Annotated in this window: 40 protein-coding genes and 1 pseudogene; 16 read left to right on the plus strand and 25 right to left on the minus strand. The window is 43.9% G+C overall.

From position 1 onward, the window contains the following. Nucleotides 1-270, plus strand: a pseudogene (locus QUA01_RS05705) (hypothetical protein); the annotation flags it as partial. Nucleotides 271-324: 54 nt separating this feature from the next. On the opposite strand, the gene QUA01_RS05710 reads toward QUA01_RS05705, so the two are convergent. The 5 genes from QUA01_RS05710 to rpaB form a co-directional block, all read right to left on the minus strand. After that, nucleotides 325-588, minus strand: a complete 264-nt coding sequence (locus QUA01_RS05710; protein ID WP_333087904.1) for a hypothetical protein — start codon at nucleotides 586-588, stop codon at nucleotides 325-327. 236 nt (nucleotides 589-824) lie between these two features. Continuing rightward, nucleotides 825-962: a hypothetical protein gene (locus QUA01_RS05715; protein ID WP_333087906.1), complete on the minus strand. Its 138-nt coding sequence runs from the start codon at nucleotides 960-962 to the stop codon at nucleotides 825-827. A gap of 168 nt (nucleotides 963-1,130) precedes the next feature. Further along, on the minus strand, nucleotides 1,131-1,607 hold the full coding sequence (locus tag QUA01_RS05720; protein WP_333087908.1) for a hypothetical protein: 477 nt from the start codon (nucleotides 1,605-1,607) through the stop codon (nucleotides 1,131-1,133). 256 nt (nucleotides 1,608-1,863) lie between these two features. Further along, nucleotides 1,864-2,511, minus strand: coding sequence for a cofactor assembly of complex C subunit B (locus tag QUA01_RS05725; RefSeq protein ID WP_333087910.1), 648 nt, complete (start codon nucleotides 2,509-2,511; stop codon nucleotides 1,864-1,866). Nucleotides 2,512-2,954: 443 nt separating this feature from the next. After that, nucleotides 2,955-3,686, minus strand: coding sequence for a response regulator transcription factor RpaB (gene rpaB, locus QUA01_RS05730; RefSeq protein WP_333088395.1), 732 nt, complete (start codon nucleotides 3,684-3,686; stop codon nucleotides 2,955-2,957). Nucleotides 3,687-3,850: 164 nt separating this feature from the next. On the opposite strand from rpaB, the gene radA reads away from it, so the two are divergent. The 10 genes from radA (at nucleotide 3,851) to QUA01_RS05780 (ending at nucleotide 9,577) form a co-directional block, all read left to right on the plus strand. Continuing rightward, the gene (gene radA / locus QUA01_RS05735; RefSeq protein WP_333087911.1) at nucleotides 3,851-5,407 is read left to right on the plus strand and encodes a DNA repair protein RadA; all 1,557 of its coding nucleotides are present in this window, start codon (nucleotides 3,851-3,853) and stop codon (nucleotides 5,405-5,407) included. Between the two features lie 6 nt (nucleotides 5,408-5,413). Next, entirely contained in the window at nucleotides 5,414-5,689 is a 276-nt protein-coding gene (locus tag QUA01_RS05740; RefSeq protein ID WP_333087912.1) for a type II toxin-antitoxin system Phd/YefM family antitoxin, read from the plus strand. Further along, the gene (locus QUA01_RS05745; RefSeq protein ID WP_333087913.1) at nucleotides 5,686-6,072 is read left to right on the plus strand and encodes a type II toxin-antitoxin system VapC family toxin; all 387 of its coding nucleotides are present in this window, start codon (nucleotides 5,686-5,688) and stop codon (nucleotides 6,070-6,072) included. The genes QUA01_RS05740 and QUA01_RS05745 overlap by 4 nt, the downstream gene beginning before the upstream one ends. Before the next feature lie 47 nt (nucleotides 6,073-6,119). After that, a complete protein-coding gene (locus QUA01_RS05750) occupies nucleotides 6,120-6,386 on the plus strand; it encodes a hypothetical protein (RefSeq protein WP_333087914.1) in 267 nt (88 codons plus the stop codon). Further along, the gene (locus QUA01_RS05755; protein ID WP_333087916.1) at nucleotides 6,383-6,622 is read left to right on the plus strand and encodes a DUF2283 domain-containing protein; all 240 of its coding nucleotides are present in this window, start codon (nucleotides 6,383-6,385) and stop codon (nucleotides 6,620-6,622) included. The genes QUA01_RS05750 and QUA01_RS05755 overlap by 4 nt, the downstream gene beginning before the upstream one ends. 60 nt (nucleotides 6,623-6,682) lie before the next feature. Beyond that, nucleotides 6,683-7,636, plus strand: a complete 954-nt coding sequence (locus QUA01_RS05760) for a WD40 repeat domain-containing protein (RefSeq protein ID WP_333087919.1) — start codon at nucleotides 6,683-6,685, stop codon at nucleotides 7,634-7,636. An 83-nt stretch (nucleotides 7,637-7,719) separates the two neighbouring features. Beyond that, on the plus strand, nucleotides 7,720-7,953 hold the full coding sequence (locus QUA01_RS05765; protein WP_193972070.1) for a hypothetical protein: 234 nt from the start codon (nucleotides 7,720-7,722) through the stop codon (nucleotides 7,951-7,953). 3 nt (nucleotides 7,954-7,956) lie between these two features. After that, on the plus strand, nucleotides 7,957-8,286 hold the full coding sequence (locus tag QUA01_RS05770) for a type II toxin-antitoxin system PemK/MazF family toxin (protein ID WP_333087922.1): 330 nt from the start codon (nucleotides 7,957-7,959) through the stop codon (nucleotides 8,284-8,286). A gap of 35 nt (nucleotides 8,287-8,321) precedes the next feature. Continuing rightward, a complete protein-coding gene (locus tag QUA01_RS05775) occupies nucleotides 8,322-9,176 on the plus strand; it encodes a TIGR02587 family membrane protein (protein WP_333087925.1) in 855 nt (284 codons plus the stop codon). After that, nucleotides 9,173-9,577, plus strand: coding sequence for a TIGR02588 family protein (locus QUA01_RS05780; RefSeq protein WP_333087927.1), 405 nt, complete (start codon nucleotides 9,173-9,175; stop codon nucleotides 9,575-9,577). The genes QUA01_RS05775 and QUA01_RS05780 overlap by 4 nt, the downstream gene beginning before the upstream one ends. A gap of 179 nt (nucleotides 9,578-9,756) precedes the next feature. On the opposite strand, the gene QUA01_RS05785 is transcribed toward QUA01_RS05780, so the two are convergent. The 12 genes from QUA01_RS05785 to QUA01_RS05840 all read right to left on the minus strand — a co-directional run bounded on the left by QUA01_RS05785 (nucleotide 9,757) and on the right by QUA01_RS05840 (nucleotide 18,447). Continuing rightward, nucleotides 9,757-10,350, minus strand: a complete 594-nt coding sequence (locus tag QUA01_RS05785) for a CPBP family intramembrane glutamic endopeptidase (protein ID WP_194009270.1) — start codon at nucleotides 10,348-10,350, stop codon at nucleotides 9,757-9,759. A 22-nt stretch (nucleotides 10,351-10,372) separates the two neighbouring features. Further along, on the minus strand, nucleotides 10,373-11,464 hold the full coding sequence (locus QUA01_RS05790) for a DUF3326 domain-containing protein (RefSeq protein WP_333087931.1): 1,092 nt from the start codon (nucleotides 11,462-11,464) through the stop codon (nucleotides 10,373-10,375). Then, entirely contained in the window at nucleotides 11,461-11,652 is a 192-nt protein-coding gene (locus QUA01_RS05795; protein WP_194009299.1) for a hypothetical protein, read from the minus strand. The genes QUA01_RS05790 and QUA01_RS05795 overlap by 4 nt, the downstream gene beginning before the upstream one ends. A 57-nt stretch (nucleotides 11,653-11,709) precedes the next feature. Then, nucleotides 11,710-12,027, minus strand: coding sequence for a 2Fe-2S iron-sulfur cluster-binding protein (locus QUA01_RS05800; RefSeq protein WP_333087933.1), 318 nt, complete (start codon nucleotides 12,025-12,027; stop codon nucleotides 11,710-11,712). Nucleotides 12,028-12,298: 271 nt separating this feature from the next. After that, a complete protein-coding gene (locus QUA01_RS05805; RefSeq protein ID WP_442921523.1) occupies nucleotides 12,299-12,832 on the minus strand; it encodes a Uma2 family endonuclease in 534 nt (177 codons plus the stop codon). Between the two features lie 107 nt (nucleotides 12,833-12,939). Continuing rightward, the gene (locus QUA01_RS05810; protein WP_333087938.1) at nucleotides 12,940-13,185 is read right to left on the minus strand and encodes a hypothetical protein; all 246 of its coding nucleotides are present in this window, start codon (nucleotides 13,183-13,185) and stop codon (nucleotides 12,940-12,942) included. Continuing rightward, a complete protein-coding gene (locus tag QUA01_RS05815; RefSeq protein WP_333087939.1) occupies nucleotides 13,186-14,367 on the minus strand; it encodes a YcjF family protein in 1,182 nt (393 codons plus the stop codon). Nucleotides 14,368-14,551: 184 nt separating this feature from the next. Continuing rightward, a complete protein-coding gene (locus tag QUA01_RS05820) occupies nucleotides 14,552-15,091 on the minus strand; it encodes a Uma2 family endonuclease (protein WP_333088397.1) in 540 nt (179 codons plus the stop codon). Between the two features lie 55 nt (nucleotides 15,092-15,146). Next, nucleotides 15,147-15,530: a hypothetical protein gene (locus QUA01_RS05825; protein WP_333087940.1), complete on the minus strand. Its 384-nt coding sequence runs from the start codon at nucleotides 15,528-15,530 to the stop codon at nucleotides 15,147-15,149. 11 nt (nucleotides 15,531-15,541) lie between these two features. Next, nucleotides 15,542-15,979 (minus strand): hypothetical protein, encoded by a 438-nt coding sequence (locus tag QUA01_RS05830; RefSeq protein ID WP_333087943.1) that lies wholly within the window; start codon nucleotides 15,977-15,979, stop codon nucleotides 15,542-15,544. 375 nt (nucleotides 15,980-16,354) lie between these two features. Beyond that, on the minus strand, nucleotides 16,355-17,551 hold the full coding sequence (locus QUA01_RS05835) for a phospholipase D family protein (RefSeq protein ID WP_333087945.1): 1,197 nt from the start codon (nucleotides 17,549-17,551) through the stop codon (nucleotides 16,355-16,357). Between the two features lie 452 nt (nucleotides 17,552-18,003). Further along, the gene (locus QUA01_RS05840) at nucleotides 18,004-18,447 is read right to left on the minus strand and encodes a hypothetical protein (RefSeq protein ID WP_333087946.1); all 444 of its coding nucleotides are present in this window, start codon (nucleotides 18,445-18,447) and stop codon (nucleotides 18,004-18,006) included. 225 nt (nucleotides 18,448-18,672) lie between these two features. Between QUA01_RS05840 and QUA01_RS05845 the strand changes: the two genes are divergently transcribed. The 5 genes from QUA01_RS05845 to QUA01_RS05865 all read left to right on the plus strand — a co-directional run bounded on the left by QUA01_RS05845 (nucleotide 18,673) and on the right by QUA01_RS05865 (nucleotide 20,020). Next, nucleotides 18,673-18,885: a helix-turn-helix domain-containing protein gene (locus tag QUA01_RS05845; RefSeq protein WP_106149040.1), complete on the plus strand. Its 213-nt coding sequence runs from the start codon at nucleotides 18,673-18,675 to the stop codon at nucleotides 18,883-18,885. Nucleotides 18,886-18,942: 57 nt separating this feature from the next. Continuing rightward, nucleotides 18,943-19,155 carry a helix-turn-helix domain-containing protein gene (locus QUA01_RS05850; RefSeq protein WP_106333817.1) on the plus strand — a complete coding sequence of 71 codons (213 nt, stop codon included), beginning with the start codon at nucleotides 18,943-18,945 and terminating at the stop codon, nucleotides 19,153-19,155. A 56-nt stretch (nucleotides 19,156-19,211) separates the two neighbouring features. Continuing rightward, entirely contained in the window at nucleotides 19,212-19,424 is a 213-nt protein-coding gene (locus tag QUA01_RS05855) for a helix-turn-helix domain-containing protein (protein WP_106149042.1), read from the plus strand. 96 nt (nucleotides 19,425-19,520) lie between these two features. Continuing rightward, complete coding sequence (locus tag QUA01_RS05860; RefSeq protein ID WP_333087948.1) at nucleotides 19,521-19,679, plus strand: XRE family transcriptional regulator; 159 nt, start codon at nucleotides 19,521-19,523, stop codon at nucleotides 19,677-19,679. Nucleotides 19,680-19,810: 131 nt separating this feature from the next. After that, on the plus strand, nucleotides 19,811-20,020 hold the full coding sequence (locus QUA01_RS05865) for a DUF2442 domain-containing protein (RefSeq protein WP_333088400.1): 210 nt from the start codon (nucleotides 19,811-19,813) through the stop codon (nucleotides 20,018-20,020). A 161-nt stretch (nucleotides 20,021-20,181) separates the two neighbouring features. Here QUA01_RS05865 and QUA01_RS05870 read toward each other — a convergent pair whose 3' ends face one another. The 8 genes from QUA01_RS05870 to QUA01_RS05905 all read right to left on the minus strand — a co-directional run bounded on the left by QUA01_RS05870 (nucleotide 20,182) and on the right by QUA01_RS05905 (nucleotide 26,600). Beyond that, on the minus strand, nucleotides 20,182-21,132 hold the full coding sequence (locus QUA01_RS05870; RefSeq protein WP_194066534.1) for a F0F1 ATP synthase subunit gamma: 951 nt from the start codon (nucleotides 21,130-21,132) through the stop codon (nucleotides 20,182-20,184). A 352-nt stretch (nucleotides 21,133-21,484) separates the two neighbouring features. Next, nucleotides 21,485-23,002, minus strand: coding sequence for a F0F1 ATP synthase subunit alpha (gene atpA, locus QUA01_RS05875; RefSeq protein ID WP_194066533.1), 1,518 nt, complete (start codon nucleotides 23,000-23,002; stop codon nucleotides 21,485-21,487). A gap of 303 nt (nucleotides 23,003-23,305) precedes the next feature. Beyond that, entirely contained in the window at nucleotides 23,306-23,851 is a 546-nt protein-coding gene (atpH, locus tag QUA01_RS05880; protein WP_333087950.1) for an ATP synthase F1 subunit delta, read from the minus strand. A gap of 3 nt (nucleotides 23,852-23,854) precedes the next feature. Then, nucleotides 23,855-24,382 carry a F0F1 ATP synthase subunit B gene (locus QUA01_RS05885; protein ID WP_333088403.1) on the minus strand — a complete coding sequence of 176 codons (528 nt, stop codon included), beginning with the start codon at nucleotides 24,380-24,382 and terminating at the stop codon, nucleotides 23,855-23,857. A 94-nt stretch (nucleotides 24,383-24,476) separates the two neighbouring features. Then, nucleotides 24,477-24,944 (minus strand): F0F1 ATP synthase subunit B', encoded by a 468-nt coding sequence (locus QUA01_RS05890; protein WP_333087953.1) that lies wholly within the window; start codon nucleotides 24,942-24,944, stop codon nucleotides 24,477-24,479. A gap of 27 nt (nucleotides 24,945-24,971) precedes the next feature. Beyond that, nucleotides 24,972-25,217, minus strand: a complete 246-nt coding sequence (gene atpE, locus QUA01_RS05895; RefSeq protein WP_193972048.1) for an ATP synthase F0 subunit C — start codon at nucleotides 25,215-25,217, stop codon at nucleotides 24,972-24,974. A 144-nt stretch (nucleotides 25,218-25,361) separates the two neighbouring features. Further along, nucleotides 25,362-26,117 (minus strand): F0F1 ATP synthase subunit A, encoded by a 756-nt coding sequence (gene atpB, locus QUA01_RS05900; protein ID WP_333087957.1) that lies wholly within the window; start codon nucleotides 26,115-26,117, stop codon nucleotides 25,362-25,364. 27 nt (nucleotides 26,118-26,144) lie between these two features. Beyond that, complete coding sequence (locus QUA01_RS05905) at nucleotides 26,145-26,600, minus strand: ATP synthase subunit I (protein ID WP_442921524.1); 456 nt, start codon at nucleotides 26,598-26,600, stop codon at nucleotides 26,145-26,147. Nucleotides 26,601-26,691: the final 91 nt, after the last annotated feature.

Here is a 26,691-nt window from a genome sequence, read left to right on the forward strand (position 1 = left end):
ATAAGCTCTACATTTTGTGAAGTGTTATTTTTTGGCGCTCGCACTATAAATTTACCATACCCTAATTCAGCAACGCCTTCTAGCGAACAAGCGATTCGGATGAGCGTGATATTTCGTCGCGTGACCACTTGCTTTCGTTCTGAATGGGGGCGAGATTTATTTGCGGCGGTTCGTTCAGTTGTGAATACTGGTAAAAGGCAGGGCTTAACTGCTTATCAAGCTATTCAACAAGCCCTCTCTATTCATGGCTCCCTTTTTTCCCCTAGTTGAGCAATTATAAACATAGTTAACGGCTGCAAATAGTCGCTCTGATTCCTGAATTGTCTAGAATTTTTTATTTTGAGTGAAAGTATCTAGTTTTAAATTGCCGAATTGCCACATTGCACGATTATAGACAATCCCAAAAATAGTCTGTTCCGGCTCATTGTTAAGTCGCTGCATTGCCACCATTTCTGCTAAACACTGCCCCCAACCTTCATCAAAGGTGCTTTCTTTCTTGGCTTCTACTAATATGAAATAGGGTTTGTCAAAAACTACTGTGTCCAGAGGAGAACGTTTGGCTAAGATATAATCGCGAATTCCTGACAAGTTATCGTCATAAGTAGTAAGACACTATTAATTACACAAAACTCTGGGCTAGAAGCCTTGTCTAGTAAAGAATCAGCAAAAAATTAGTGTGTAATTAATTCTGTCCAATTACTTATATTAAGGTTTGGTGACTCCAAATCAGAAACTTTGTTCGATAACTTTTCCAGACTTCTTTTAAAAGGGGATAAATGATATTTTCACAAATGGCAATTTCAGAGTTTTCAAAGACTCCTTCGTTAAAAATCAAGCCCTAATTCATTGCAAAAAATAGCACTGACTGCTAATTCTGTTTCGACAATAAAGCGATCGCGCTGATATTTGATGGGGAATGCTTTAGCAACTGTGCTAATAGTTTTGTAACTGCTAAAAAGCATTCTTGACCTCTGATTTTAGATAAAATTATACCAATTTAAAAAATCCTTGCTACAAGGCTCTAGGCTGAGTTTATTTACTTAAATATTGTCGCTAGAAACCCAACTCTTCATTTAACCTAAATCGAAAATATGTAGGTTGGGTTGAGGGTAAGAAACTCAACTCTTCATTTAACACAAGATGTTGGGTTGAGCGATAGCGAAACCAAACCTACTGTATCTTTGAAATAGGAATAGTCCGACCTGTAGTCTTGATATAAATAATTTTTGTTTTAGCATCCTGTACAAGGCTGGGAGTTGCAAAAAAGTTTCGTCATAGTCTACATAGTCTAAAGATTCTACAGAGCTAACCGCGTAGCAATCACAGCGAATACCTAAGCGATCGCATTTGCCAATGATATAAAAATTATCGCCGTCCATTGCCGTTCTCAAGCCTAAGTTGTATCTGTAGCCGTCAAACTGTCCACTGGTAAGGTGCTGATAGCCGACAAATTGTGAAAAAAGACTGAAAACCGCGATCGCCAAAGCTAGCACAGACAACCCAATTGCAGCCCAGGTAGTAGAGGAATTTGTCTTGTTCGTTGCTTCATACAATGGAACAACCATGAGAATCAACACCACCAGCAAAATTATGCCAGTCAGTGGCATATCTCCATGATTGTAAAAAAGCACTGCCCAGTAAAAAACAGTGATCTTGTCGATTGGCCTATCATTTTCCAAATCGCCTTGCAAATTAGCTGGTTCCCCTCCTAAAAACCTAGATATGCTAATCAACACTGCCAGTACCAGAGCACCAATACCAAGCAAGATTCTCCAATTTCGACAGCCAGTTTTTGTAATCATTTTTTATTTTTATACTGGATTATAGTAGATTCTACGGTTGGCCATATATTGGTATCAACTACTAATTTAGATGCTGAGCGATCGTGTTTTCGAGTTTTTCGGCAATGCCTTCTATCCAGTTTTCGTCTTGTTTGGTGTAGCTGCGGGGCGCATTAGCACCTAAGATTAACACGCCTTGGCTGCCGATCGGCTGACAGATGACTCCTTGGGTATTTTCTGGTAAGTAGTCAAATTCAATTTTGCCGGGATAAATATCGAGCTTTACTAAATAAATTGGTTTGTTTTTGTCGATCGCTCGCTGCAATATTGGCCCTGGCTTGACTTCGGGATTGATGCCTAAAATGCCGCGCCGCAATAAAACTTTTCCTCGATACACAATGACGATCGCCCTTGTGGCGGTATTTGTCAACAGCAAACGCGACGCCCAGGCTAATTCTAGCTTGAGGGCATCGGGTAAATCCGGCGCAAACTCGAAGCCTTCAGAGCCGATTAGCTGTACCGAATCGGGCGATCGCGCTTGCACCTGCTGCCACAGCAAGCCTGTTAAAATCAGCAGGGCGCTGATAATTACTCCCAAAGCGTCCGATCGAGCTTGAGAGTCTGTAATCTGCTCTGTTAGCAAGCGGTTTACCATCAGCAGCGTACCTGACAATCCTCCTGCAACTAAGGGCAATTGCCGCAAAACTTTATTTGGATCGGATTTAGTCATTAGTTATTGGTTATTGGTTATTAGTTATTGGTTATTAGTTATTGGTTATTGGTTATTGGTTATTGGTTATTGGTTATTGGTTATTGGTTATTGGTCATTAGTTATTAGTTATTGGTTATTGTTAACTGTTGACTGTTGACTGTTGACTGTTGACTGTTGACTGTTGACTGTTGACTGTTGACTGTTGACTGTTGACTGTTGACTAATAACTACTTCTTTCCTGCCAACTGCCAACTAACAACTGCCAACTAACAACTGCCAACTGCCAACTGCCAACTAACAACTAGCAACTGCCAACTAACAACTGCCAACTAACAACTGCCAACTAACAACTAGCAACTGCCAACTAACAACTGCCAACTAACACCTGCCAACTAACACCTGCCAACTAACACCTGCCAACTGCCAACTGCCAACTGCCAACTGCCAACTGCCAACTAACTTTACCCAACTTCCCCTGGTTCAACAATTCGCTGGAACAAATAACCCGTTCCCCGCGCCGTTAAAATTAATTCGGGATTGCTGGGGTCGTCTTCCAACTTTGCTCGGAGCCGGGAGATGTGAACGTCCACTACGCGGGTATCTACGTGGCGTTCTGGGGTGTATCCCCAAACTTCCTGCAAAATTTCCGATCGCGAAAAAGGCTCTCCAGAACGGCTCACTAGCAGCTCTAACAGGCTGAATTCCATGCCTGTGAGCCGAATTCGCTCGTCGCCTTTGTAAACTTGGCGCTTGTTGGTATCAATCCTAATATTCGTGACTTGAATGACTCCAGAGCTGGGAATTCCCGAGGAGCCGTTTTTGTCAACTCTCCGCAGTACCGAACGGATGCGGGCTTCTAGTTCTTTGGGAGAGAAAGGTTTGACGACGTAATCGTCTGCGCCTAATTCTAAACCGGTGATGCGATCGGCTACGTCTCCCAAAGCGGTTAGCATGATGATGGGTACGTCTGATTCTTTACGCAACTCCTGACAGACGCCGTAACCGTCTAGCTTCGGCATCATCACGTCCAAAACCACTAAGTCTGGTTCGCTGTTGCGAAATGTTTCGAGAGCTTCTTCGCCGTCAGCAGCGGTGACGACATCGTAGCCAATCATCGAAAGGCGAGTCTCCAGAATGCGCCGGATACTGGCTTCGTCATCGACTACCAGAATTTTTTCTTTATGGTTTTCCAATTTACCGAGCACTCCTTAAGTTACATTTCAGATAATGTTAATTTTTTGTACCCTATCATAGAAGCTACAGATTGAATCATTGGTGGCGATCGATCTGAAAGCTTTATAATTGCTTTAACTCAGATTTTTCTAAATGTTAGGGTGACTATTTATCATCATAAACAATGGCTAAGCCTCGAATACAATATATTTGTCGGGAATGCGGGTATGATTCACCACAATATTTTGGCAGGTGTCCTAGCTGTCACAAGTGGGATTCTTTTGACGAGCAGTTGGAACAACCTACTGCTGGTGGCTCGCGGGCTGGTTTAACTGGGGTGACAACTAAGACGGTGGGCGGTTCGCCTCCTGATAAGTCGAAGGGTCAACCGAGAGCATCTTTTAGATTATCGCAGATTGCTGACCAAACTCAGTCTCGCTGGCCTTCTGGTTACGGGGAGCTCGATCGAGTTTTGGGAGGCGGGATTGTTCCGGGTTCCCTGGTGTTGATTGGCGGGGAACCGGGTATCGGGAAATCGACGCTGCTTTTACAGGTGGCGAATATGTTGGCGCGCAAGGATCGGATACTGTATGTCAGTGCGGAGGAGTCTGGCCAACAGGTGAAATTGCGATCGCAGCGTTTGGGTGTAGCTAATCCGGTTGATTTGTCAAGCAACGGCGGACATAAATCTGGCAGCAACGGGGAAGTTAAAGCGGATTCCGAGGACAAGTCAGCGGAGAATTTCTACTTGCTTCCTGAGACGGATTTAGAAGTAGTTTTGCGGGAGTTGGAATCGCTCAAACCGAATGTGGCGGTGATTGACAGCATCCAAACTATTTATTTTGCTAGTTTAACATCGGCTCCGGGTTCGGTGGCTCAGGTGCGGGAATGTACGTCGGCTTTGATGCAGGTGGCGAAGAGGGAAAATATTACTTTATTTATTGTCGGTCACGTTACTAAGGATGGAGGTTTGGCGGGGCCGAGGGTGTTGGAACATTTGGTAGATACTGTACTTTATTTTGAGGGCGATCGCTTTGCTTCTCACCGGCTTTTGCGATCGATGAAAAACCGTTTTGGCGCGACTCACGAAATCGGTGTTTTTGAAATGGTAGCAGAGGGTTTGCGAGAAGTAGACAATCCGTCGGAGTTATTTTTAGGTAATAAAGATGAATTTTCTCCCGGTACTTCTACGACGGTTGCTTGTGAAGGAACTCGACCGATTTTAGTAGAAATTCAAGCGTTAGTTAGTCCTGCGAGTTTTGGTTCGCCGCGCCGCTCTACTACGGGTGTTGATAATAGTAGATTGCAGCAAATTTTAGCTGTTTTGGAGAAAAGAGTGGGGATTCCTTTGTCTAAATTGGATACTATTGTAGCTTCGGTGGGCGGGTTGAAGGTGGAGGAACCGGCGTCGGATTTGGCAGTTGCGATCGCGGTTGTGGCCAGTTTTCGCGATCGGGTAATTGATGCGCGCACAGTTTTGCTGGGAGAAGTGGGTTTGGGAGGACAGGTGCGGCCGGTTTCTCAGTTAGAATTGCGACTGAGGGAGGCGGCTAAGTTGGGGTTCAAAAGGGCGATCGTTCCGAAGAATCAACCGGTGCCAGAGTTGGGGATGGAAATTATTCCGGTGGCGAGAGTAATCGATGCAATTATTGCCGCAATTCCGGCTACTCCGGCTCAGTTGCAGTCAGATGATATGGAGTTGCCGCCTGTGGATTTGGAGGAAGAGGATTTATCAAATTGAGTTAGAATGGTGATGTTGTCAATTGAGATTAAGGAGGCAAAAATTATGTATCAAGTAGACATTATTGAGGCAAAAGAAAAACTGCTTGAATTAATTGAAGCGGCGATGAGAGGTGAAGAAGTTGCCATTAGTAAAGATAACCAGCCTGTTGTAAAATTGGTAGGGATACCGCCAGCTAATAAGAAGCGGTGGCCATCCAAAGCTGGGAGTGCTAAAGGCATGGTTTGGATGTCTGATGATTTTGACGAACCGCTAGAAGAATTTAAGGAGTACATGGAATGAGGTTGTTGTTGGACACTCATACTTTTATTTGGTATGTCACGGACAACCCTAGACTTAGCGCCAATGTCAAACTGCTAATTGAAGATGAAAATAACGAGAAGCTAGTCAGTATAGCTAGCATCTGGGAAATGGCAATTAAGCACAGCATAGGCAGGCTAAACTTTAGTCTGCCTTTTATGGAGTTTGTCAGACAGCAACTCAGTGTTAGCAATATCGGGCTACTGGAGATTAATCTCAACCACATTGAGGTTGTGGCTTCACTGCCTTTGCATCACCGCGATCCATTTGACAGGCTGATAATTGCTCAATCAATGTCGGAACAGATACCGGTTTTGAGCGTTGATGCTATTTTTGATGCTTATGCGATCGCACGACTGTGGTGAATTAAGTTAGTGCAAAAATAAAGAGGCAAAAAGGAGGTAATAGCAACGTGAGCGTTAGATTATATCCCCATGCTCAAGCACGATTGATTGAGCGAGGTGCAACTGAGGCAGAAATAATTGCTACTGTAGAAAGTGGTACAACTTTTCCGGCTCAATTTGGCAGAAGCGGATTTAGGCGCAACTTTTCCTTCAATGCTGAGTGGCAGGGAAAAGTTTATGCTATGAAGAAAGTGCAGGATCGCAGCGTCAGAAGGCGAAGACTGGATAATTATCACTGTAATTGTCAAATTCTTTGGAGCAGGAGGTTCCCGTGAAACTGACTTACGATCCGAGATACAACGTAGCTTATATATACCTGCAAGAAAAAACCACACAGGTAGAAACTATCCAGGTTAGCGAGCAAATGAATGTAGATATTGCCCCAGACGGTACTATTTATGGGATTGAATTACTCAATGCCAATCAACAATTAGGGGCAGATAGTCAAGGAAAACTGATTGTTGTCAACGAAGCTTTAGGAGAATCAGCAGAGATTCAGCTTGCACTTTAATGGCATTGAAAACAATCAGTAAAAATGTGGTTGCTGGATGAATGCTAGGAGTAATATCAAATGATTCAAACTAACTGGCAATGCGTACACACCCTTCACGGACATTCATGTTCGGTAACTTCTGTTGTCATCACTCCAGACGGACAGACTGTAGTTAGCGGAAGTTCTGATAGCACAATTAAGCTGTGGAACCTCAACACAGGGCAAGAACTTCACACTTTATCAGGACATTCACAAGGGGTTACATCCATTGCCCTCGCCCCTGATGGAGAAACTCTTGCTAGCGGCAGCAAGGACAAAACTATCAAGCTTTGGAATCTCAGCACTAAAGAGGAAATTTACACCATCACCGGACATTCAGACATAATTACTTCTGTAGTTATCAGCCCCGACGGGAAGACTCTGGCAAGTGCCAGTGAAGACACAACTATCAAACTTTGGAACCTTAGAAATGGAGAAGAAATTCGGACTTTAAAGTGGCCAGTCGAAGTATATTATGGTTTTGATATTTTATTCAGTTTTGACGGACAGATTCTACTCAGTAGTAATGCAGATGATTGTGTTTCTCTAAGTGCAGTAGCTTTTAATTTAATCACAGGAGATGAAATCTGGACAAAGAATTGGCAGGAGGGTATGGACTCTGTTTTTGCCCTGGCTGTCCGCCCTGATGGAGCAACTTTTGCTACCTTAGACTGTGCCGGAACTATCAAGTTGTGGAATCTTGATACAGGAACAGAAATTTATACTCTTGCGGAAAATTCAATGGGAAGCTTCTGCTTAGCTGTTAGCCGTGATGGTAAAATTATCGCAACTGGTGGAAGCGATTGTGAGAACGCAGATTATGATAGCGAACCCGGAACGATCGAACTTTGGAATCTAGAGGCTAGAGAGAAGATTTGCACTCTTTTAGGACACACATGGGGAGTTTACTCTGTGGCTTTTAGCCCGGATGGGCAGACTCTTGTTAGTGGCAGTGATGACAAAACTATCAAGATTTGGCAAAGAGATTTATAATCGTGGGAGTTTTTTTATAACTCAAGGAATTAGAAAGTAAATCACAAACTGAATAATGTTGTAAAAAAATTGACCTAAAAATTATGAAAGCATACGAGTTTCCCGCAAAAGTCACAGATGAAGGGAAAATAGAATTTCCCGATACTATCTTAAAATACTTGACAGCTAACCAAGAAGTCAGAGTTATTGTTTTGGTGCAAGAACCAACAAACTCCGAAGCCGATGAAGTAGAGGAAAAAAAAGATTGGCATCGTCTTGCCGCCCAACAATTTTTTGCCGATTTCAGCGAAGCAGACGCAATTTACGATGAGGAGTGAGCTATGACTAATTATCAGTTTGGAGAATTAGTTATAGTCGCATTCATCTTTGCAGGTACAACCGAAACTAAACGCCGTCCTGGTTTGATACTGTTGGACACGGGAGATGAAGACACGATCGTTGCTAAAATAACCAGTCAAATCCCTCGTACAACCTTTGATGTCGAAATTCAGGAATGGCAACAAGCAGGATTAAAGCGACCTTCAGTGGTTCGCTTACATAAACTGAACACATTACAAAAAAGTTTAGTGGAAAGGAGACTGGGAATATTAACCCCAGATGATTTGGCGCAAGTGCGAGATAGAGTCAAACAAATCTGGTCTTTTCTTTGATGAACATACAAGCTTGCAAGCTTCTTCACCCCAACATGAACAAGTCAAAAAGACGTAAAAATCAGTGGTCAAATGAACTCAACGACATCATTAGAGGCGCATCTGGCGGCTTTTTGTTCGGAATTCCCCTGCTTTATACGATGGAGGTTTGGTGGATCGGTTCGCACAGTAAACCAGCAGAAATGTCGATCGCCATTGCAACTACTTTTATCGCCGTTTTCTTGCTGGTTCGTACTGAAGGTTTTCGCAAAACTAAGGACATCTGCTGGCGAGATGCTGCAATGGATACCGTAGAAGCGATCGCAATTGGGATTGTCTGCGCCGCTGCGATCCTGTTTTTGCTCAAAGAAATTAGGCTGGAGACTCCGCTGCAAGAAACTTTGGGGAAAATCATCTTTGAAGGCTTGCCGTTTGCTTTGGGAGTGGCACTAGCAAGGGGTTTCTTGAGCGGCGATCGCTATCAAAGCTCCGACGGCGACAGCGAACCTACAATTAATCCAACTGTAGCAGATATCGGCGCTACTTTAATCGGCGCTACAATTATTGCTTTCAACATCGCCCCAACCGACGAAGTTCCCATGTTAGCGGCAGCTATTTCGCCACCTTGGCAATTAGCAATTATCGCCGCTTCGCTGCTAATTTCCTACGGTATTGTATTTGTAGCAGGCTTTACTTATCAAGAAAAGCGCCAACAACAACAAGGGATTTTTCAGCGTCCCCTCAGCGAAACTGTAATGGCGTATTTAGTATCGCTGGCTGCTTCTGCATTTATGCTGTTTTTCTTCCAAAAACTCAACTTTGACGATCCGTGGTCGATTTGGTTGAGCTATACGTTAGTATTGGGATTGCCGGCGACAATTGGCGGCGCGGCGGGGAGGTTAACGGTATGAGTGAAAAAGATAACGAACAGCAACAAAAAAGAAATCCTGCTGAATGGGTGACATTTGCGATCGCCTGTTTCATCCTTTCTGGCCTCACCGGACTCGTACTCTACAACTGGGCGACTAAAGAACAGAAACCTCCGGTGATTTCTGTCACTCGCAATGCACCAATTCGCGAAACCCAAGGGCAATTTTACGTGCCGTTTACAGTGACTAACACGGGCGGCGAAACGGCTGAATCAGTGCAAATTATTGCGGAACTACGAGTCAACGGTGAAGTGTTGGAATCCGGCGACCAACAAATTGACTTTTTGTCAAGCGGCGAAACTCAAGCAGGAGCTTTTATTTTCAGCCGCAACCCCAGTCAAGGTGAATTGATCGTGCGATCGAGCAGCTACAAACTGCCTTAAAACAGATAAAACTCGGCGGCTAAAACCTTTTTACCTCTACCTCTGTGAACTCTTCCTCTTCCTTCGCGCCCTTCGCGTCTTCGCGGTTCGTTCAATCTAAAAACCCCTTGCGCGTCGGCATTTATTGATATATTCCGCGCAGGCGCGATTTCAATCGCCGCTTTGGAAGTGCCATCGCCCTACTGCTTCACTTGATTATTTTCCCACTTCCAAACACAGCTAGAAATCAAATTTGTACAGATATGAGCCGTAATTGGCACTAACAAATTCCCAGTCACTAAAACACTGTAACCTAACAGCAATCCCACCGCCGTCGCCCAAACAGCATAAGGCCATTGATCCGTGCCTCCTAAGTGCAGAATGCCGAAGCAAAAACTTGATAAAATTAAACCAGTAAAATTCATTCCCAAGGCAGAAAGCATCACGCCTCGAAATAACAATTCTTCGCTCAGTCCCGGTAGCAGTCCCAGCCAAATTAAATCCGGCCAAAATAGGGGTTTGAGCACTACTTCTAAGTAAACGTCAGCACTCCGGCGATAACCGGGCCAAAGGCGATAAACGATCGCGCTACCGCCTGTAATTGCCAGTCCGATCGCACATCCTGCGAGCAAATCCATTACGTTCAATTTGACTGGCAAAAGCGATACCGATCCAAATAGCAACCACACTTTAGCTACCGCCAGCAACATAATGGCTGTTACACCCATTGCTACTAAAACTTGGGTGCGCGTTAAGGGTTCAATTTCAGGATTTTCGGGAATTTTTTCTGCCACTTAATCAATTTTAGATTATGGATTACAGATTTGAGATTTGTTGAGCTGAGTCAGACAAACAATGCAGGGGGGAAATGTCTGCACCCAAGGAAGTTGGAGTGATGCCGGCTCGTAAAGCGACCAAGACTCCGATCGCCTCTAAATATGAGTTTACCTGCAAAGCTTTGATTCCGAGTTTTTCTGGGGGAACTTGCATCTGGGTTTTGTTGTCGCCCACAGCGATAATTTGTACCGACGATCGCCCGCTCAAACTCAGGATAGCACTGCCGCCGCACGCTGTGGCTGGTATGACCACCGCATCGACTCGATCGGCAGTAATCGATAATTGACTCCCTAGAGCGCTTTCTGGCCCGACAAATTGGGGAGCTTTGCCCAGACCGGCAAGCACGCAAGGTAAAAAAGTATACCCGATTTCTTCAGCAGCCGATCGCGGGGAAAGCTGGGGATCGAGGGGAAGCGCAGACAGCGCCGGGGCGTGGGCGCAGGGAATTTTAAAAGTTCTGACGATCAGGTGGCTGATGACAGCTTCCGCGCCGGCGAGGGGGTCAACTCCTTTGCCGCGGCGGTAGTTTTCGAGGGCGACGCTACCTTCATCGTCGGGAAATCTCGCCACAACGGCGATCGCCTCGACTTTTGCTTGTCGGATCAATTTTTCGGCGGCGCGCAATAAACTGTCGGGATTGCCGATTGTCCCCCAGGATGCCCCTGATTCTGAAATACGCAATTCTACTTCCAGGGGGCGATCGGTTAAAACACAATCAGTTATATTCAAGCCCAATGTAGCTCTCGCTGCATCAGCCGCTTGTAAGTGGCGCAACTGCAAGTCTGGTTCGATCGCGGAATCTAGGATTAAGCCGATGCGATTTTGATGTACTGGTTGCAACCCCCAGCATCCTGCTGCAAACTTGTCAAGGGCGTAACCTTCCACGTAGAGAGCGTTAGGTATCGGCCAATACAGTTGAGCGCCGTTGAGGACGTTGGGGTGAGTAATCAGCGTATCTGAAACTTGGGCGATCGCCCTAGCCACCGGCAGCGCATCTCCTGCAAAGCCACCAATCGAGGCTCCAACGCCTGTGGGGACTATCAAAACCACTGTTAAAGGGGGGGAGTTCACGCTGCTACGGGGGATGATTCCACGAGCACGTAGCCTTCTATCACAGCTTTTTGCCGATCGACATCCACATCTGTGACAGCCCAGCGCAGCGGTTCGCCGTGCTTTTGCAGTTCAATTTCAATCGCCGAGTGCAGTTCTTCGGCGGTATCGTGGAGGTCAACTTCTGCGGAAATGAAATGGGTGGTCATAGGGCGATCCATAATAGGTTTACCGCGATCGATATTTATGTCAATTTTAGTTTATTTCTAGGATTGGCCAAACTGCCGAGCGTACACAATATCTTCTTTTTCTGTTTCTATCTTCAAGTTCGATCGGGGAAAAGAAACGCACAGTAACACATAACCTTCGGTCTGAAGTTCGGGACTAACGCCCATGCAATCAACTTGCTTAAGTTGACCCTCAATAACTTTAGCAGCGCAAGTAGTACAAACCCCCGAATTACAAGAGTTCGGCAAATCAATCCCCGCGGCGAGCGCAGTTTGCAAAATTGGTTGATCTTCCGGTACTTCTACGGTATAGGTGCTGCCTTGGTGAAGTAATTCAACGGTGTAAGTTTGAGACATATTTCGATTATTGGTTTTAATTCCCAATTGGAATCTAGGGTAGATTTACAAACAAATCAATCAGTATTTTACCGCTGTTGGTGATTCTGTGCAAGTTTACAACTACATTGTTTATTGCTAATAATTTTCATTAATTGTCTGAATGGGCGATCGCGTCTCGCCCCGCAAGCTACGGCATTTTGTCAAGCATTTTTTCACAAACAATCGCAAACAGCACCGGCGAACTCTGCCAGAAAGCAGTTAAATATAACTAATTAACCCATATTTGCCATCAACCCAACAACTCATCAACAGCAACACTAAAACCCGGTAGAACTAACTGAGTGCTGATTGTAGAACCCAAGTTAAAAGCTAACTTTTGAGATTGAATCACAATCATTATCCAGCGACTCTCAGGAAAAACAATCCAAACTTCCAAACAACCAGAATCTAAATACTCTTGTGCTTTCAGAAAAACATCTTCCGCCACATCAGTAGGAGAAACAATTTCCGCAATTAACAGCGGACTTTGAGGAAAAGTAGGAACATCGCCATATTCAGCAACAAGTTCAGCCGTCAAATAAGCAACATCTGGGCGACGCACTCGCCTGTCAGTGCGACAAGGAACTTCCGTATAGACTTCGCCACCTTGTCCGCTAGATACCTTGTAACTTCTCCAATAAAAATCCAGTCTAGATTGGATTCTACTGTGTTTTACTGTCCTACCATTTTTCTCTGCAATTTCCCCGTCCACCCATTCCATATCGTCCGGGGGATTAGCTATAAAGTCTTCTAGAGAAACATTTTCTGATAAAACGGGTGTCATTACCACAACCATTTACTCCTTATTGCAGAATTTACCAATTGTATTATAGACATCTTTAGGAATTGTTAATTGTTAATTGTTAATTGTTAATTGTTAATTGTTAATTGTTAATTGGTAATAAAAAATGGGTAATAAGTAATTGAAACTAACCAATTCCCAATTCCCAATTCCCAATTCCCAATTCCCCAATGCCCAATGCCCAATGCCCAATTCCCAATTCCCCAATACCCAATTCCCAATGCCCAATTCCCCAATTCCCAATGCCCAATGCCCAATTCCCCAATTCCCAATTCCCAATGCCCAATGCCCAATTCCCAATTCCCAATTCCCAATTCCCAATTCCCAATTCTCATTTACTCAATATTAATTTGATTGGGAGGCTTCGGTTGATTCTGCTTGTCATCCCTCAAAGTTTTGCGTCCCGAACTAGCATAATCCTTGTACAATTCCACAAACATCTTTGTCAACTGCTGCAAAGAAACTTCTTCACCATTAATTTGAGCTTTCATATAAGTTTTAAGCACTTCAATGTAAGCCAAACCGAGGGCAAGGGTGAGAGTTGCCGCCGTTGCACCGGAAATAGCACCGCCGACAACAGTACCAGCACCGGGAATCATTTTGATCAAATTAGTCACAATACTTCTACCCACAGCAGTAACCCCGCCAGCACCGCTAATCGCAGACAGCATCGCCGAAACAAACCCCTTATCAAAGGGCATTCCAAAAATCACCGTAATATTAGCAATCATTGCCGTTTGCATCGCCATCAAAATCGGCGCATCAGCAAACGGTACAGGAGTCGCACCGACAATTGCAGAACCGGCAACATAACCAGTTACATACTTAAATGCCATGTCAGATTTGAGCGAAACATTGGCAATTTGTTCTTTCACAAAAGCTTTTTTAGCGACTTCCGGCAGCAGTTGAAAAGTTGCATCTACTAACTTGTCTAAACCGTGAGATTTTACTGTATAATCCTCATCTATTTCTTCCGGTTCTGCCATGACTGGAATGATTTGACTGACTGGCAAATTCATGTGTTCCAGTTGCTTGAAAAACTCGCTGGGCTTTTTCGATGTAGTTTGAGTGAGCACTAAAATCACTGGTACATCTTTGACTTCCATTTCTTTTAGCCAGTTTTCCTCGACTGATTCTATTCTATTGGCGCTGTGATTGATGCAGTACCAGATGACGTGAATGTGTTCTTTGGGGTGCAGGAGTCTTTGGTCTTCAATTAGTTTAGCAACGTTTAATTGAATAAGTTTAATTTGTTCGGCGTTGAGTTCGAGTCCGGGAGTGTCGTAAACTGCGATCGGGCAATTCGGTTTTGTGTATTGGCGAATACCGTGAGTGACGGGGCGGCCGACTCCGGTTTCTGCTAAGCGCTGGCGAAACACAGAATTTATCAAGGTACTTTTGCCGACTCCGGTTTTGCCGATGACTAAAACATTGCACTGTCCCACTTGGTTTTCTGCGTCTTTGAAAGCGTCGTAACTTTTGTTTAAAAGGTCGTCTAGGGAAAAGTCGTCTGACATGGCGGTTTGTGCTCCGATAAGGGTGGGATATTAAATCTGGATTAAACACCACCGAATAGAATTCGGAGGCTCTACAAACGAAGGATTAAACACCACCGAATAGAATTCGGGGCTCTACAAACGAAGTCCGCACAACGCGAGACTGGGGGAGTCTTAAAGATATTGTAGCAATTTAGTTTGATGTTTAAGCTAACAGTCGATCGACATCGATGCTAAAACCGATCAGGATTTGTTGGCTGCTGGCGGTATCGCCGGATCTAAATGTCAATATTTGATTTTGAGTCATCACGAATATTAAACGACTTTCGGGAAAAACTAGCCAGACTTCTTCACAGCTAGATTCTAAATATTCCTGTGCTTTGAGAAAGACATCTTCAGCGATATCGGTGGGTGAAACTATTTCGGCAATTAAAGGAAAACTTTGGGGTAAAGTTGCAAGATTGCCAAATTGTGCGACTAATTCGGGTGTGAGATAGGCGACATCGGGACGGCGAATTTGTTGGTTAGTGCGGCAAGGAACTTCGACATAAGCTTCTCCCCCTTGTCCGCTGGAATCTTTGTAATCTCCCCAATAATTCCCCAGTCTCAACTGAATTTTACCCGTCTTTAGTGTCATGCCATTTTTCTCCACAAGTTGGCCGTCTACCAATTCCATGTTGTCTGGCGGCTCGGTGATGAATTCTTCTAAAGTAAAATTATCTTGTACAGCAGTAGCAGTGACCATAGTCATTTCCTCGTTTTTACAAATCGGTTTCAGAACTTGCCTGTATGATGTTCGATCAAACCTTCACCAATGGCGCAAACTCCTCTAACTTCACTTGTAAGTCATCCACCAGCATTAAACGATACCTTTCGGTAGTTTTCAACTTGTGGAGAACATAACTAGCAAACTCATATCGCCACTTTTTTCTATCAAGTTCATTCGAGATGTTCAGCGCTCTGATTGATAGGTTGTAAGGGTATTCTTCAAAGTTGAGGTCTTTATCATTTTCAAAATCATGCTTTCCTACTGTAAGAGTGATTGTTGAGTTGCGAAACTCATACCAGTTGTCAATCCCATCAGAAACCAGCTCTAATTTAAGAGCCAATATAAACTCTAATTCTTTGATAAAATGTTCGATTTCCTGTGGAAAGTCTACAAAAATATCTAGTGTGCGAGACATAAAAACCTCCTTTATTGAAACTCAGTAAAAGTGATGTCATAGATATCGCCAATAATTCGGACGCTATCAATTTTTCCGCGTGTAATATTTTTCGCCCTCTGCAAACCTCGTTCAGCCTCAGCCTCTATCAACCCAGACGCCCTAGCATCTATAATTATATCCCTAGCCTGTCCGCCTCGTCTAATCGAGTTGTTGATCTGATTTTTTACTGTCGCGCTTGTAGCACCGGCATCTAGACTTTTGAATTCAGTGCGTTTTCCATCTACCTCAGCATCGGGATTTCTACCTCCATCGGTTTTTTCTACCAAGGCTTTAACATTTTTTCCCTCTCTTTCTAGAAATTCAGCAATTGCTCTTTCGGTTTCACCAAAAGCTCTTTCTGATTCATCAATACTGCCACAATTAACTAAATTTTGCTCAGGGGTTTGGTTAGTCCCGTTATTCACCATTTTTGGTTATTTAAAATTTTGGTGAATTATCGCACATTATGAGCCAAGTCACTTGAGAAAAAGAACCGGGTTTCTCACTTAGTCAATACAATGATTCCTCTCCCATCAGGTTCTACTATTACCCTAATACTAACACTATGTCTAGTTCCTTAAATATGCCATCTTACAAGCTTACCAGCAAAGAAGTTACTTAAAATTTTAGCAAATAGTTAAGATAAGTATAAACTCTGAAACAATAAATTCTCTTGGATTTCCTGACAATTAATGGCCCTTTTGCAAGAATCCTGCTATTACTATTATGGCGGGTAAAGACGAAGATTTTATCCCATAACCATTGTAAAATTAAGTTGGTATTGAGAACACAATGATGGCACATTAAAGGGATTGACGGAGTAATTCTAGCTCTTGCTTCATTAAAATGGGATCGCCAATTTGTAATATTCTGTCAAGAATTTCTAATTGCGTCTTCTTCTTACCTTTTTCTATCCATTTTTGATATTTCGGATCGTCGAGCATTTTCTGATATTCCTGATATTCCTTAACTTCGTTTTCAAAATCCTTTAGAGTTGCATACTCTAAGTCAGGGTATTCATTCCTTTCTTTAATATATTCCTCATACTCTTTCTCAGCTATTTTTATCTTTTCATACTCTTCTTTCTCAAGGATTTCACGAATATCACCAGAAAGCTCATGAGTTACTTTTTTTGTATATATTACAAAACATCCTTCTGTCTTTTCTTGATCGGAACTGTAAGACCTGATTTTAGCAATTTGGAATATCTTGTTTTCTGTTAATAATAGGCATAAAGAACCTTCGGGAAAATCCTCTTTCGTTTGCTCTATAGTTGTGTGTGCAAAGTAGAACCAATCTATATCCTCCGTACCCTTAACGAGATTAGTTCCCTTGTCAATAAGAGCACTATCATCAGTGACACCTAGTTTAAGGAATTTACCTTTTTGTGGTGTGCTGGTTATCGGTGCTTGATCTTGATTTACAGGGGTAGACTTTTGTTGAACGGAAAGATAGTTCTCAATTTCTTGCTTCCACTGAGGCGAGTTACTATATTTTTTTGTCAAACGATAAATTAATTCTTTTGTTAAATTTAAGTGGTGGATACTAATACATAATTCTCCCTCACATTTAAGACCTAACCCAGTTAGATTAGATGACCCTATGATAGAAAAACCTATTTCTTTATCGTCTTTAACACGACGGCCTAAAAAACAATAGGTTTTGATATGAAAGTTATTTGTGGGACATATAAAACGAACAGGCTTAGTTGTTTTAATCTTTGTTGATTCTTCGTCGATAAATTTCAATAACTTTTGAATATCACTAGGGTCATTAAAATTATCTTTTTGTCCGATCGCAATCAAAACTTCCGTATTTTCATTTAAAGAAGGGTGTACAAGAATTTTTTCTATTTGTTTCACCCCATAATCATTAACAAAAGCAGAAAACAGATAAATTTTATCCCAATAGTATTCTTTATCCTTTAATAAAAAATCATCTATTGTGGTTTCCAAGCTTTTTTTACAGTCTTCCAAAATTACAAATCTAATAACACTCATCGTAAATACCTCCAATTAATTGATATAAAACTTTTTAGGTAAGATGTAAACCACAACTTGATTATCTTCCCTAAAACTGCCCGATCGCACCTAATAAAGTTGACTAAAAACCTAATCAGCCAACTCAATCAAAGCCTACTTCGACTCCGACGGCGGCAACCCCACCAAACGCATAACCGCAGACTGAGCGGACTTAGCCTGTAATTCCCGCGATCGCCTGGGATGTTTGAAAGGTTACTCATGGGCTTAACAAGGGATAGAGATGGAAACGCATGGAGAAATTATAACTGTTACAGTCGAGCTTGAACCAATTTTTGAATATTTGTGGCAGAGATCGGATTTATGAGAGTTACGCACAGCAAAGAAACCGGGTTTTTCACTTAGTTAAAAGCTGGGGTGCCGTATTTTTGCAAAAAAAACCGTTTTCTAATCACCCGTGTTTTAGTCATAATTTAAAAATGTTCCAGCAGAGATTTCTCTTGTGCGTAAACCTTTCGCAGTGACTCCAGCCCGATCGCCCCCAACATCACTTTAATCACTCCCACCAATCGCCCCCACTCCAACAATTCAGAAACACAAACAGCTTTCTGAAATCTCGCCGCATAAAAATCCACCCAAAAATCCGGCGCGTGTCTCTCTTTCTGACTCGCCCAACGGCGCTTCCAATAACCAAAATCTAAACCCGAGGGCGATTCCACTCCCAAAACAGGCGGAAAGTCCGCATAACTGACAAACCGACTCATGCCTTTGGCGTGCACGTACAGGATATGCGCCCAGCACTCGAAGCGATATATTTGTTCTATCTTGATTTTGAGCAGGCGGGCGATCGCCTCTTTGGTAACGAACCGGCTCAATCTGTGTCTGGGGGTTGATTTTGGTCGAAAGCTTGCTAACATAGTTGATACATCCCAATTGATGAAAATTTCAGATAGTTGGTACATCCCAATTAGCGGGAATTTCAGATGGTTGGTACATCCCACTTGATGGGAATTTCAGATGGTTAATAAATCCCAGTTGATGGGATTTGAACTTTGATAGGCGATCGTCTTTTAGTTTTCCAGACCTGGGGGCGATCGCTTTTTTCGATAAAATTATAATATACTAAATCTAGTGGTCTGTCAATGGGTTTAATTAGATTGCGGGTTAGAGAATTTGCTGGTGAGAAAGGCTGGACGATCAAAGAGGTTTCTGACCGATCGGGAGTCAACTACAGCACCCTCAGCACCTATTCACGTTCTCCAGGAATGGCAATGGTTGATTTTACTTGTCTGCTCAAGTTGGCACGTACTTTTGATGTGATGGTGGAAGATTTGGTTGAGGTCGTCAAAGAGTAGTCGATCGCCTTTTATAGTATAATTTCATGACTGATATTAGTCACACCTGAAGAGCTTATGGGCTTAATTAGATTACGGGTTCGAGAGTTTGCTGCTGAGAAAGGCTGGACGATCAAAGAGGTTTCTGAGCGATCGGGCGTAGTCTACAGTACGCTCAGAACCTATGCCCGATCGCCCGGATTAGCAACAATTGACGTGACAGCCTTGGACAAGTTGGCGAGGACTTTTGACGTGATGGTCGAAGATTTGTATGAGATTGTCGAAGATTAGGCGATCGCCTTTTGGGATAAAAATATCTTATGATGGTACACCATCACTTGTTAAGTATGGGTTTAGTCAGACTAAAAGTTAGAGAATTCGCCGCTGAGAAAGGTTGGACGCTAAAAGAGGTTTCAGAGCGATCGGGAGTAATTTACAGCACCGTCAGACACTACGCCCGCTGTCCGGGAGTGTCAACGATTGACTTTATTTCTATACACAAATTGGCCCGCACCTTTGATGTAATGATTGAAGACTTGGTGGAAATTGTGCAGGAGTGAGCGATCGCTTTTTACGATAAAATTTTGTCCCAGACTAAATCTAGTTTTTTGTCAATGGGTTTAATTAGATTGAGGGTTCGAGAGTAGGGTTGGACGTTGAAAGAGGTTTCAGGGCGATCGGTAGTAATTTACAGCACCGTCAGACACTACGCCCGCTGTCCGGGAGTGTCAACCATTGACTTTATTTCTATACACAAATTGCCTCGCACCTTTGATGTAATGATTGAAGACTTGGTGGAAATTGTGCAGGAGTGAGCGATCGCCCAAGCTAATATAGAGAAGTAAGCTTTTGACATCAGTAATGGTTGAATTGCTACAAATCCCCCAAGCACAAAACGTAGTGGTTACAGACGACGCGCTAACAGTAGATCTATCATGGTCGTACTATTTCTGTACCTTTAGCTTGGTATCCTCGGCTATGGCACAGCACACCAAACGATCGCAATAATTGGCGATTTATTGGTGGAAATGATGGAATCCACTGGCCTGATATTGACGAAGACATTAGCATCAAAAATATTATTCTCGGTAAACCATCTGGAGAAAGTCAGAAGTCATTTCAGCGGTGGTTAGAAGAACGCGCAAAAATACTCTAATACCAAATCCGCCTTCAATCTCCTTCTTAGTCCGCTAGGAGTGGACTTCGTTTGACAAGAAGCGGTTTCAACCGCCTAGTTATAGAAAGTATCACTCCAAAAAAAAGCGCCTGAGTTCCCCCAGACGCATAGAATAAAATCAACAAATTGTCAACCCTAACTTAGCCGTTCAACGCCTCAGCACCGCCGGAAACTTCCAGGATTTCCTGGGTAATTGCCGCCTGCCGCGCCTTGTTATAAGTCAGCGTCAAACTACGGATCAAATCGCTAGCATTCTCACTAGCATTATTCATCGCCGTCATCCGCGCCGCCAACTCGCTAGCTGCAGATTCTTGCAAAGCCCGCAGCAATTGGTTGTTCAAATACAAAGGCAAAAGTGCCTCCAGAATTTGTGCCGGATCTTGCTCGAAAATCATGTCGGCCGGCAAACTCTTTGTAGGTGCAGCAACCTTCTCCCGCGATACTTGAAACTGTCCGCCTTTCGTTGTCAAGCGGAAGATTTCATCATCGGAACTTTCCAAACCTTGGGGATCGAGGGGTAACAAGGTTTGGATTACCGGACGCGAACTAATTAGCGACACAAACTTGGTGTAAATTAGTTCAACTCTGTCCACAGTTCCCGACAGGAACAGAGACAGCAATTGATCAGCAATTAGCGCTGCTTCCGGTGCTGTCGGAATTTGTTCTAAGTTAGTGTAAGTAGCATCGATCGGCTGTTCGCGGCGCTGGAAATACTGAGTAGCTTTGCGTCCTACCAACACGTATTTGTAGTCTAAGCCTTCAGCTTTGATTTCCTTAGCGCGATTTTCGGCGTATCTGATAATGTTGCTGTTGTAGCCACCGCACAAACCCCGATCGCCCGAAACTACCAAAAGTCCAACTGTTCTGACTTCGCGTTTTTTCAGCAGCGGTAAATCCTGGCTTTCAAACTGCAAGCGTTCCGCCAAACCGTACAATACCTCTGCGAGGCGATCGGCAAAAGGCCGAGTAGCAGTCACCTGTTCTTGAGCGCGGCGCACCTTAGCAGCAGCCACCAAACGCATTGCTTCTGTAATCTTTTTAGTGTTCTTGACCGATTTAATGCGATCACGAATAGTTTTGAGATTTGCCATAACTTTCTCCTTTTTTCTTAGCCTTTATTTCCGAGTTATTAGTTCCCAGCCATCAGTTTTTAAGTTTAGCTGCGGTAGGGACACGGCATTACCAATTTGTGTCAGCTATCACGCTAAAACAAAGTCTAAATCAGGGTTGCAGCCAAGTCTCGATCCCCCTAAATCCCCCTTTTTAAGGGGGACTTTGAGTGTTTCCATTTCCCATTTTTCAGAGAACTTTGGCTGCTTCCAGTTCCCTGCTTAAACAAAGAGAACTTTGACTGCTTCCAGTTCTCCCCTTCTTAAGGGAAACTAGGGGGGATTTGCGACTTAACGAATGACCAATGACTGATGACTGATGACTGATGACTAATTACGCAGACACTAAGAAACTTTGCTTGTATTCTGCGATGCCTTCTTTCAGCAGCTTCTCAGCTTCATCAGTCAAGGCCTTTCCGCCTTGAACGATTTCGCCGTACTTCGGCTTGCTAGTCCGTAAATAATCGCGCAAACCAACAGTAAACTTCGTGACTTTTTCCACAGCGATATCATCCATGTAGCCGTTAATACCGGCATAGATTATAGCCACTTGTTCGTTCATCGGCAGGGGCGAACTTTGGTCCTGTTTCAACAGTTCCCGCAAGCGTTGACCCCGCGCCAATTGATTTTGAGTAGCTTTATCCAAGTCAGAAGCAAACTGAGAAAATGCTGCCAGTTCTTCAAACTGCGCCAATTCCAATTTCACCTTACCGGCTACTTTTTTCATTGCCTTAGTTTGAGCCGCAGAACCTACCCGCGATACCGAAATACCGGGGTTTACTGCTGGACGCAAACCAGAGTTAAACAAGTCAGAAGAAAGGAAGATTTGACCGTCGGTAATCGAAATTACGTTCGTCGGAATGTAAGCAGAAACGTCACCAGCTTGGGTTTCGATAATTGGCAAAGCAGTCATGCTGCCTTCGCCCAAATCGTCGCTCAATTTAGCAGCGCGTTCTAGCAAGCGAGAGTGCAGGTAAAACACGTCTCCGGGATAAGCTTCGCGACCGGGAGGACGGCGCAGCAACAAGGACATTTGGCGGTAGGCCTGTGCTTGCTTGGAAAGGTCATCGTAAATGACCAAAGTGTGCTTGCCTTTGTACATGAAATACTCGGCTAAGCTAGCACCAGTGTAGGGCGCCAAATATTGCAGGGTTGCGGGGTCGCTAGCGTTGGCTGCTACGACGATTGTGTAGTCCATCGCGCCCTTTTCTTGCAGGACGTTGACGATGTTAGCTACTGTAGAAGCTTTTTGACCGATCGCCACGTAGACGCAAATTACATCTTCCGATTTTTGGTTGATGATTGTGTCAATTGCGATCGCAGTTTTACCGGTTTGACGGTCGCCAATAATCAGTTCCCGCTGTCCTCTTCCCACAGGAATCATCGCATCAATAGCGGTAATTCCTGTTTGCATCGGTTCGTAAACAGAACGGCGAGAAACAATCCCTGGTGCCGGAGATTCAATCAACCGAGACTCAGTAGTTTTAATTTCGCCCTTGCCGTCAATCGGACGCGCCAAAGCATCAACTACCCGTCCCAACATTGCTTCACCAACGGGGACTTCAGCAATTCTGCCAGTAGCAGTAACTACCGAACCTTCTTGAATGCCTAGGCCTTGGCCCATCAACACTGCACCGACGTTATCTTGTTCGAGGTTCAGTGCGATGCCCACGGTGCCGTCGGCAAATTCTAGCAATTCGCCGGACATAGCTTTATCCAAGCCATAAATCCGGGCAATGCCGTCGCCTACTTGCAAAACAGTACCGACGTTAGAGACTTTTACATCTTGGTCGTACTGTTCAATTTGCTGGCGAATAATGCTGCTAATTTCGTCAGGTCTGATTGCTGCCATGTTAATTATTATGTGTCAGTTGTCAGTTTTCGATCGATGTTTTCGGCAAGAAAGAATTGAGATTTGGTAGTAAGAATTTGGGACTAGCAACTCGAAAACATAAATTCATTTATTCCTGCTTCCTGTTTGATTCTTCCCGAATACCGGCTTCCTTCTTCCTTCTCCCTTCTTCAAGAAAGAATTGAGATTTGGTACTAAGAATTTGGGACTAACAACTTGAAAACAGAAATTCACTTATTCCTGCTTCCTCTTTGATGCTTCCCGAATACCGGCTTCCTTCTTCCTTCTTCCTTCTTCCTTCAATTAAGAATTCAAGCGAATTCCCAGACGGCGCAATTGTCCCCGCAGGCTGGCATCAATTATTTGAGAGCCTACTTTGATTACCACACCGCCGATTAAATCTGCGTCTATTTTGGTTTCAATTTCTACATTTTTAGCGCTGGTCATCGCCTGCACTTTCTCGCGAACAGTCTGCAATTGAGCATCTGAAAGCGGGACGGCAGATGTAACTTCTGCCAATACTGTTTGGTTTAGTTCTCGGAGTTTGGCCAAGTATTGTTGACCAATTCCTTCTAAAAAAAGAATTCTTCCTTTGTCTACTAAAAGCCTCAGAAAGTTGTGCATCAAGGGGTTCATTTCTTCACCCGCTATTTGCTTAATTACGGCTTTTTTAGCATCCGATTTTACCAGCGGATTGGCTAAAAATTGACGCAAATCTTCCGAATTTTTTAGCAGGTCAAGTAAAGAACGAATGTCTTCGCCGAACTTCTCTGAGAGATTGCTGGACTGAGCCAGTGACATCAAGGCAGATGCGTAAGGCTGCAAGACTTCTGTGCTGACTGTACTCACGTTTTAGCCTCCGAGTAACGCAATGCTGCGATCGATTAATTGGTGTTGAGCGCTCTCGTCCAAGCTATTTTTTAACTGGCTTTCCACTCTTTCTAGTGCCATTGCAGCAACTCTTGCTCTGAGTTGAGCGACGGCTTTTTCTCGTTCTGCGTCCAGCTCTTGACCTGCTGTTGCTTTCATGCGTTCAACGTCCTGCGCCGCTTGAGCTAAAATTACTTCTTTGGCTGCGATCGCATTTTCTTGTGCAGCGGCTCGAATCCGTTCCGCTTCTGCTTGAGCCTGAGTCAATTTTTGCTGTTGTTCTGCTAAAGCTGCTGCTGCATCTTTTTGGCGCGTTTCTGCTTCTTTAATCGCTTCTTCGATAGCGTTGCGTCTTTCGGTAAGAATATTTCCTAAAAAGCCGCGCCCGAAGTAAAACAGCACTCCAATAACAATGATCAGGTTAATCAGGTTGGTTTCAAAAATATCGAAATTTAAACCGAAACCACCTTCTGCGCTAGCTTCTGTGGCTAGCAATAAAACAGTCCCCATGATACTCTTCCATAATTGCGCGTGCAGGTTGGACGAACCGATTTGAGATTTGAGCTTTTTAATTTTACCCAAAAATTAAACCTGTTCGATCGAGCTATTTGACCAATGCTGTGCCTAATAACTTTTCCAGAATTTGTCGGCTCAGAGTATCTACCTCTTGTTCTAGCGAGCGCATTGCCTCTTGTTTTTGCTGCTCTATCTCAGAGCTTGCCTTTTCTCGTGCCGCTTGAGCTTCTTTTTGAGCATCAGCTACTTTTTCCGACGCGATTTTTTTGGCATCTGCTTGAGCCGCAGCAATTACGGCTTGAGACTGTTTGCGAGTTTCTCCCAGTTTTTGTTGGTATTCCTGCGCTAAATTCTGGGATTTCACCAAGCGTTCCTTAGCTGAAATTTTAGTGGTACGGATGTATTCCTCCCGCTCGTCCAGCATCTTAGTCATGGGTTTATAGAAAACCGCATTCATAATTACCGTCAAAGCTAGGAACTGCAACGCCATCAAAGGCAAAGTTGCATCAAAATCAAACACTTTTAGTTCCTCCTTGTTTTTGGGGCGGAAAGACATCCGCCCCTTTTTTGCAGTCCTTCAGTATTAAGCGAAAGGATTAGCAAACAGCAATACCAATGCAATAACCAGACCGTAGATGGTCAGGGATTCCATGAATGCTAAGCTCAGCAGGAGAGTACCGCGAATTTTGCCTTCTGCTTCCGGCTGGCGGGCAATACCTTCTACTGCTTGACCGGCTGCATTACCTTGACCGATACCAGGTCCAATCGCGCCCAAACCAATAGCTAGACCAGCGGCGATAACAGAAGCAGCAGCAATTGTCGGATTCATGATAAATTTCCTTAACCTTAGTGTACAGAATGAAAGACAGATATTCGGCAATTAGTCATTAGTCATTAGTCATCAGTCATCAGTCATCGATTGGACTCCTGACTTCTGAGATATTACTATTAACCGTTCGCCAATTCAGAGGAGTTAATCGTGATGTTCGTCGCCGTGTCCTTCCAATGCTTCGTGAATGTAGGCTCCTGCCAAGGTGGCAAATACCAAGGCTTGAATCGCACTGGTAAACAGACCCAACATCATTACGGGCAGAGGTACGAACAGGGGAACTAATAGCACCAGAACCGCTACCACTAATTCATCCGCTAAAATGTTACCAAATAAACGGAAGCTTAGGGAAAGAGGCTTGGTGAAATCTTCCAAAATCGCGATCGGCAACAAAATTGGGGTTGGTTCGATGTACTTTCTAAAATAACCCAAACCCCGCCTGCTGAAACCCGCATAAAAATATGCCAGAGAAGTCAGCAAAGCAAGTGCTACCGTCGTGTTGATGTCGTTAGTCGGAGAAGCTAGTTCGCCTTCTGGCAACTTAATTAGTTTCCAAGGAACTAAAGCCCCCGACCAATTGGATACAAAAATAAACAGGAACAAAGTGCCAATAAATGGCAACCAGGGACGGTACTCTTTCTCGCCAAGTTGATTTCTAGCCAAGTCTCGAATGAATTCTAAGGCATACTCCATGAAGTTTTGCATTCCGCGTGGAATTCTCTGCATATTGCGAGTTGCCAACAGGGATGCTGTTACAAGGAGAGCAATCACAATCCAGGAGGTGATGAATACCTGTCCGTGAACTTTGAGACTGCCGATGTGCCAGTAGAAATGTTTACCAACTTCCAACTCAGCGAGGGGAAAAGCATTAAAGGCATTTAAGACATTTAGCATTTCCATTCACAAGAAGTTCACACAGTGGAGGGTTCACCGACTGCCTGACCCGTTTTGCGGGTCTGGAACAAACAGGCTTTGCAGCATATAAAAGACGATCGCGACTTTATATGTCAGAAATCCCAAAAATATGGGCAAAATCTGTAGCTGGTTCCACTGAGTTGCTACTACTATCAACCCAATAAATACAGCTAACCTATTTTTACTCAGACTCATCTTTTGCGAGCCCAGACGTTCAACGTCTTTGGCCAACATTCTCAAGTAAACCACACCGGCGATCGCCCCAATCAAGTAATTTAGGGCAATGTTGAGCGAATAAAAAATCCACACCGAGACAAAAACTATTCCCGTGAAGGCGAGCGAGACTACAAACAACTGTTGCTGAAGTTTGTAGAAATCTTGCATAGCGTCGGTGGACTCCGGTTCGGACGAACCTATCTGAGAGATGTCCCCCGTTTCAGCGATGGATGCGCGAGATTGATCTGACAAGGTTACTTGACTTTTAAAGCAGTCGGTGTTAGTTGACTCCCACTACAATTAATTCGGTTGAAACCGTCTTGTAGCGATAAGTGTGACAAAA

This window comes from Microcoleus sp. S36a_B3, from assembly GCF_036700745.1.
Lineage (GTDB): Bacteria > Cyanobacteriota > Cyanobacteriia > Cyanobacteriales > Microcoleaceae > Microcoleus.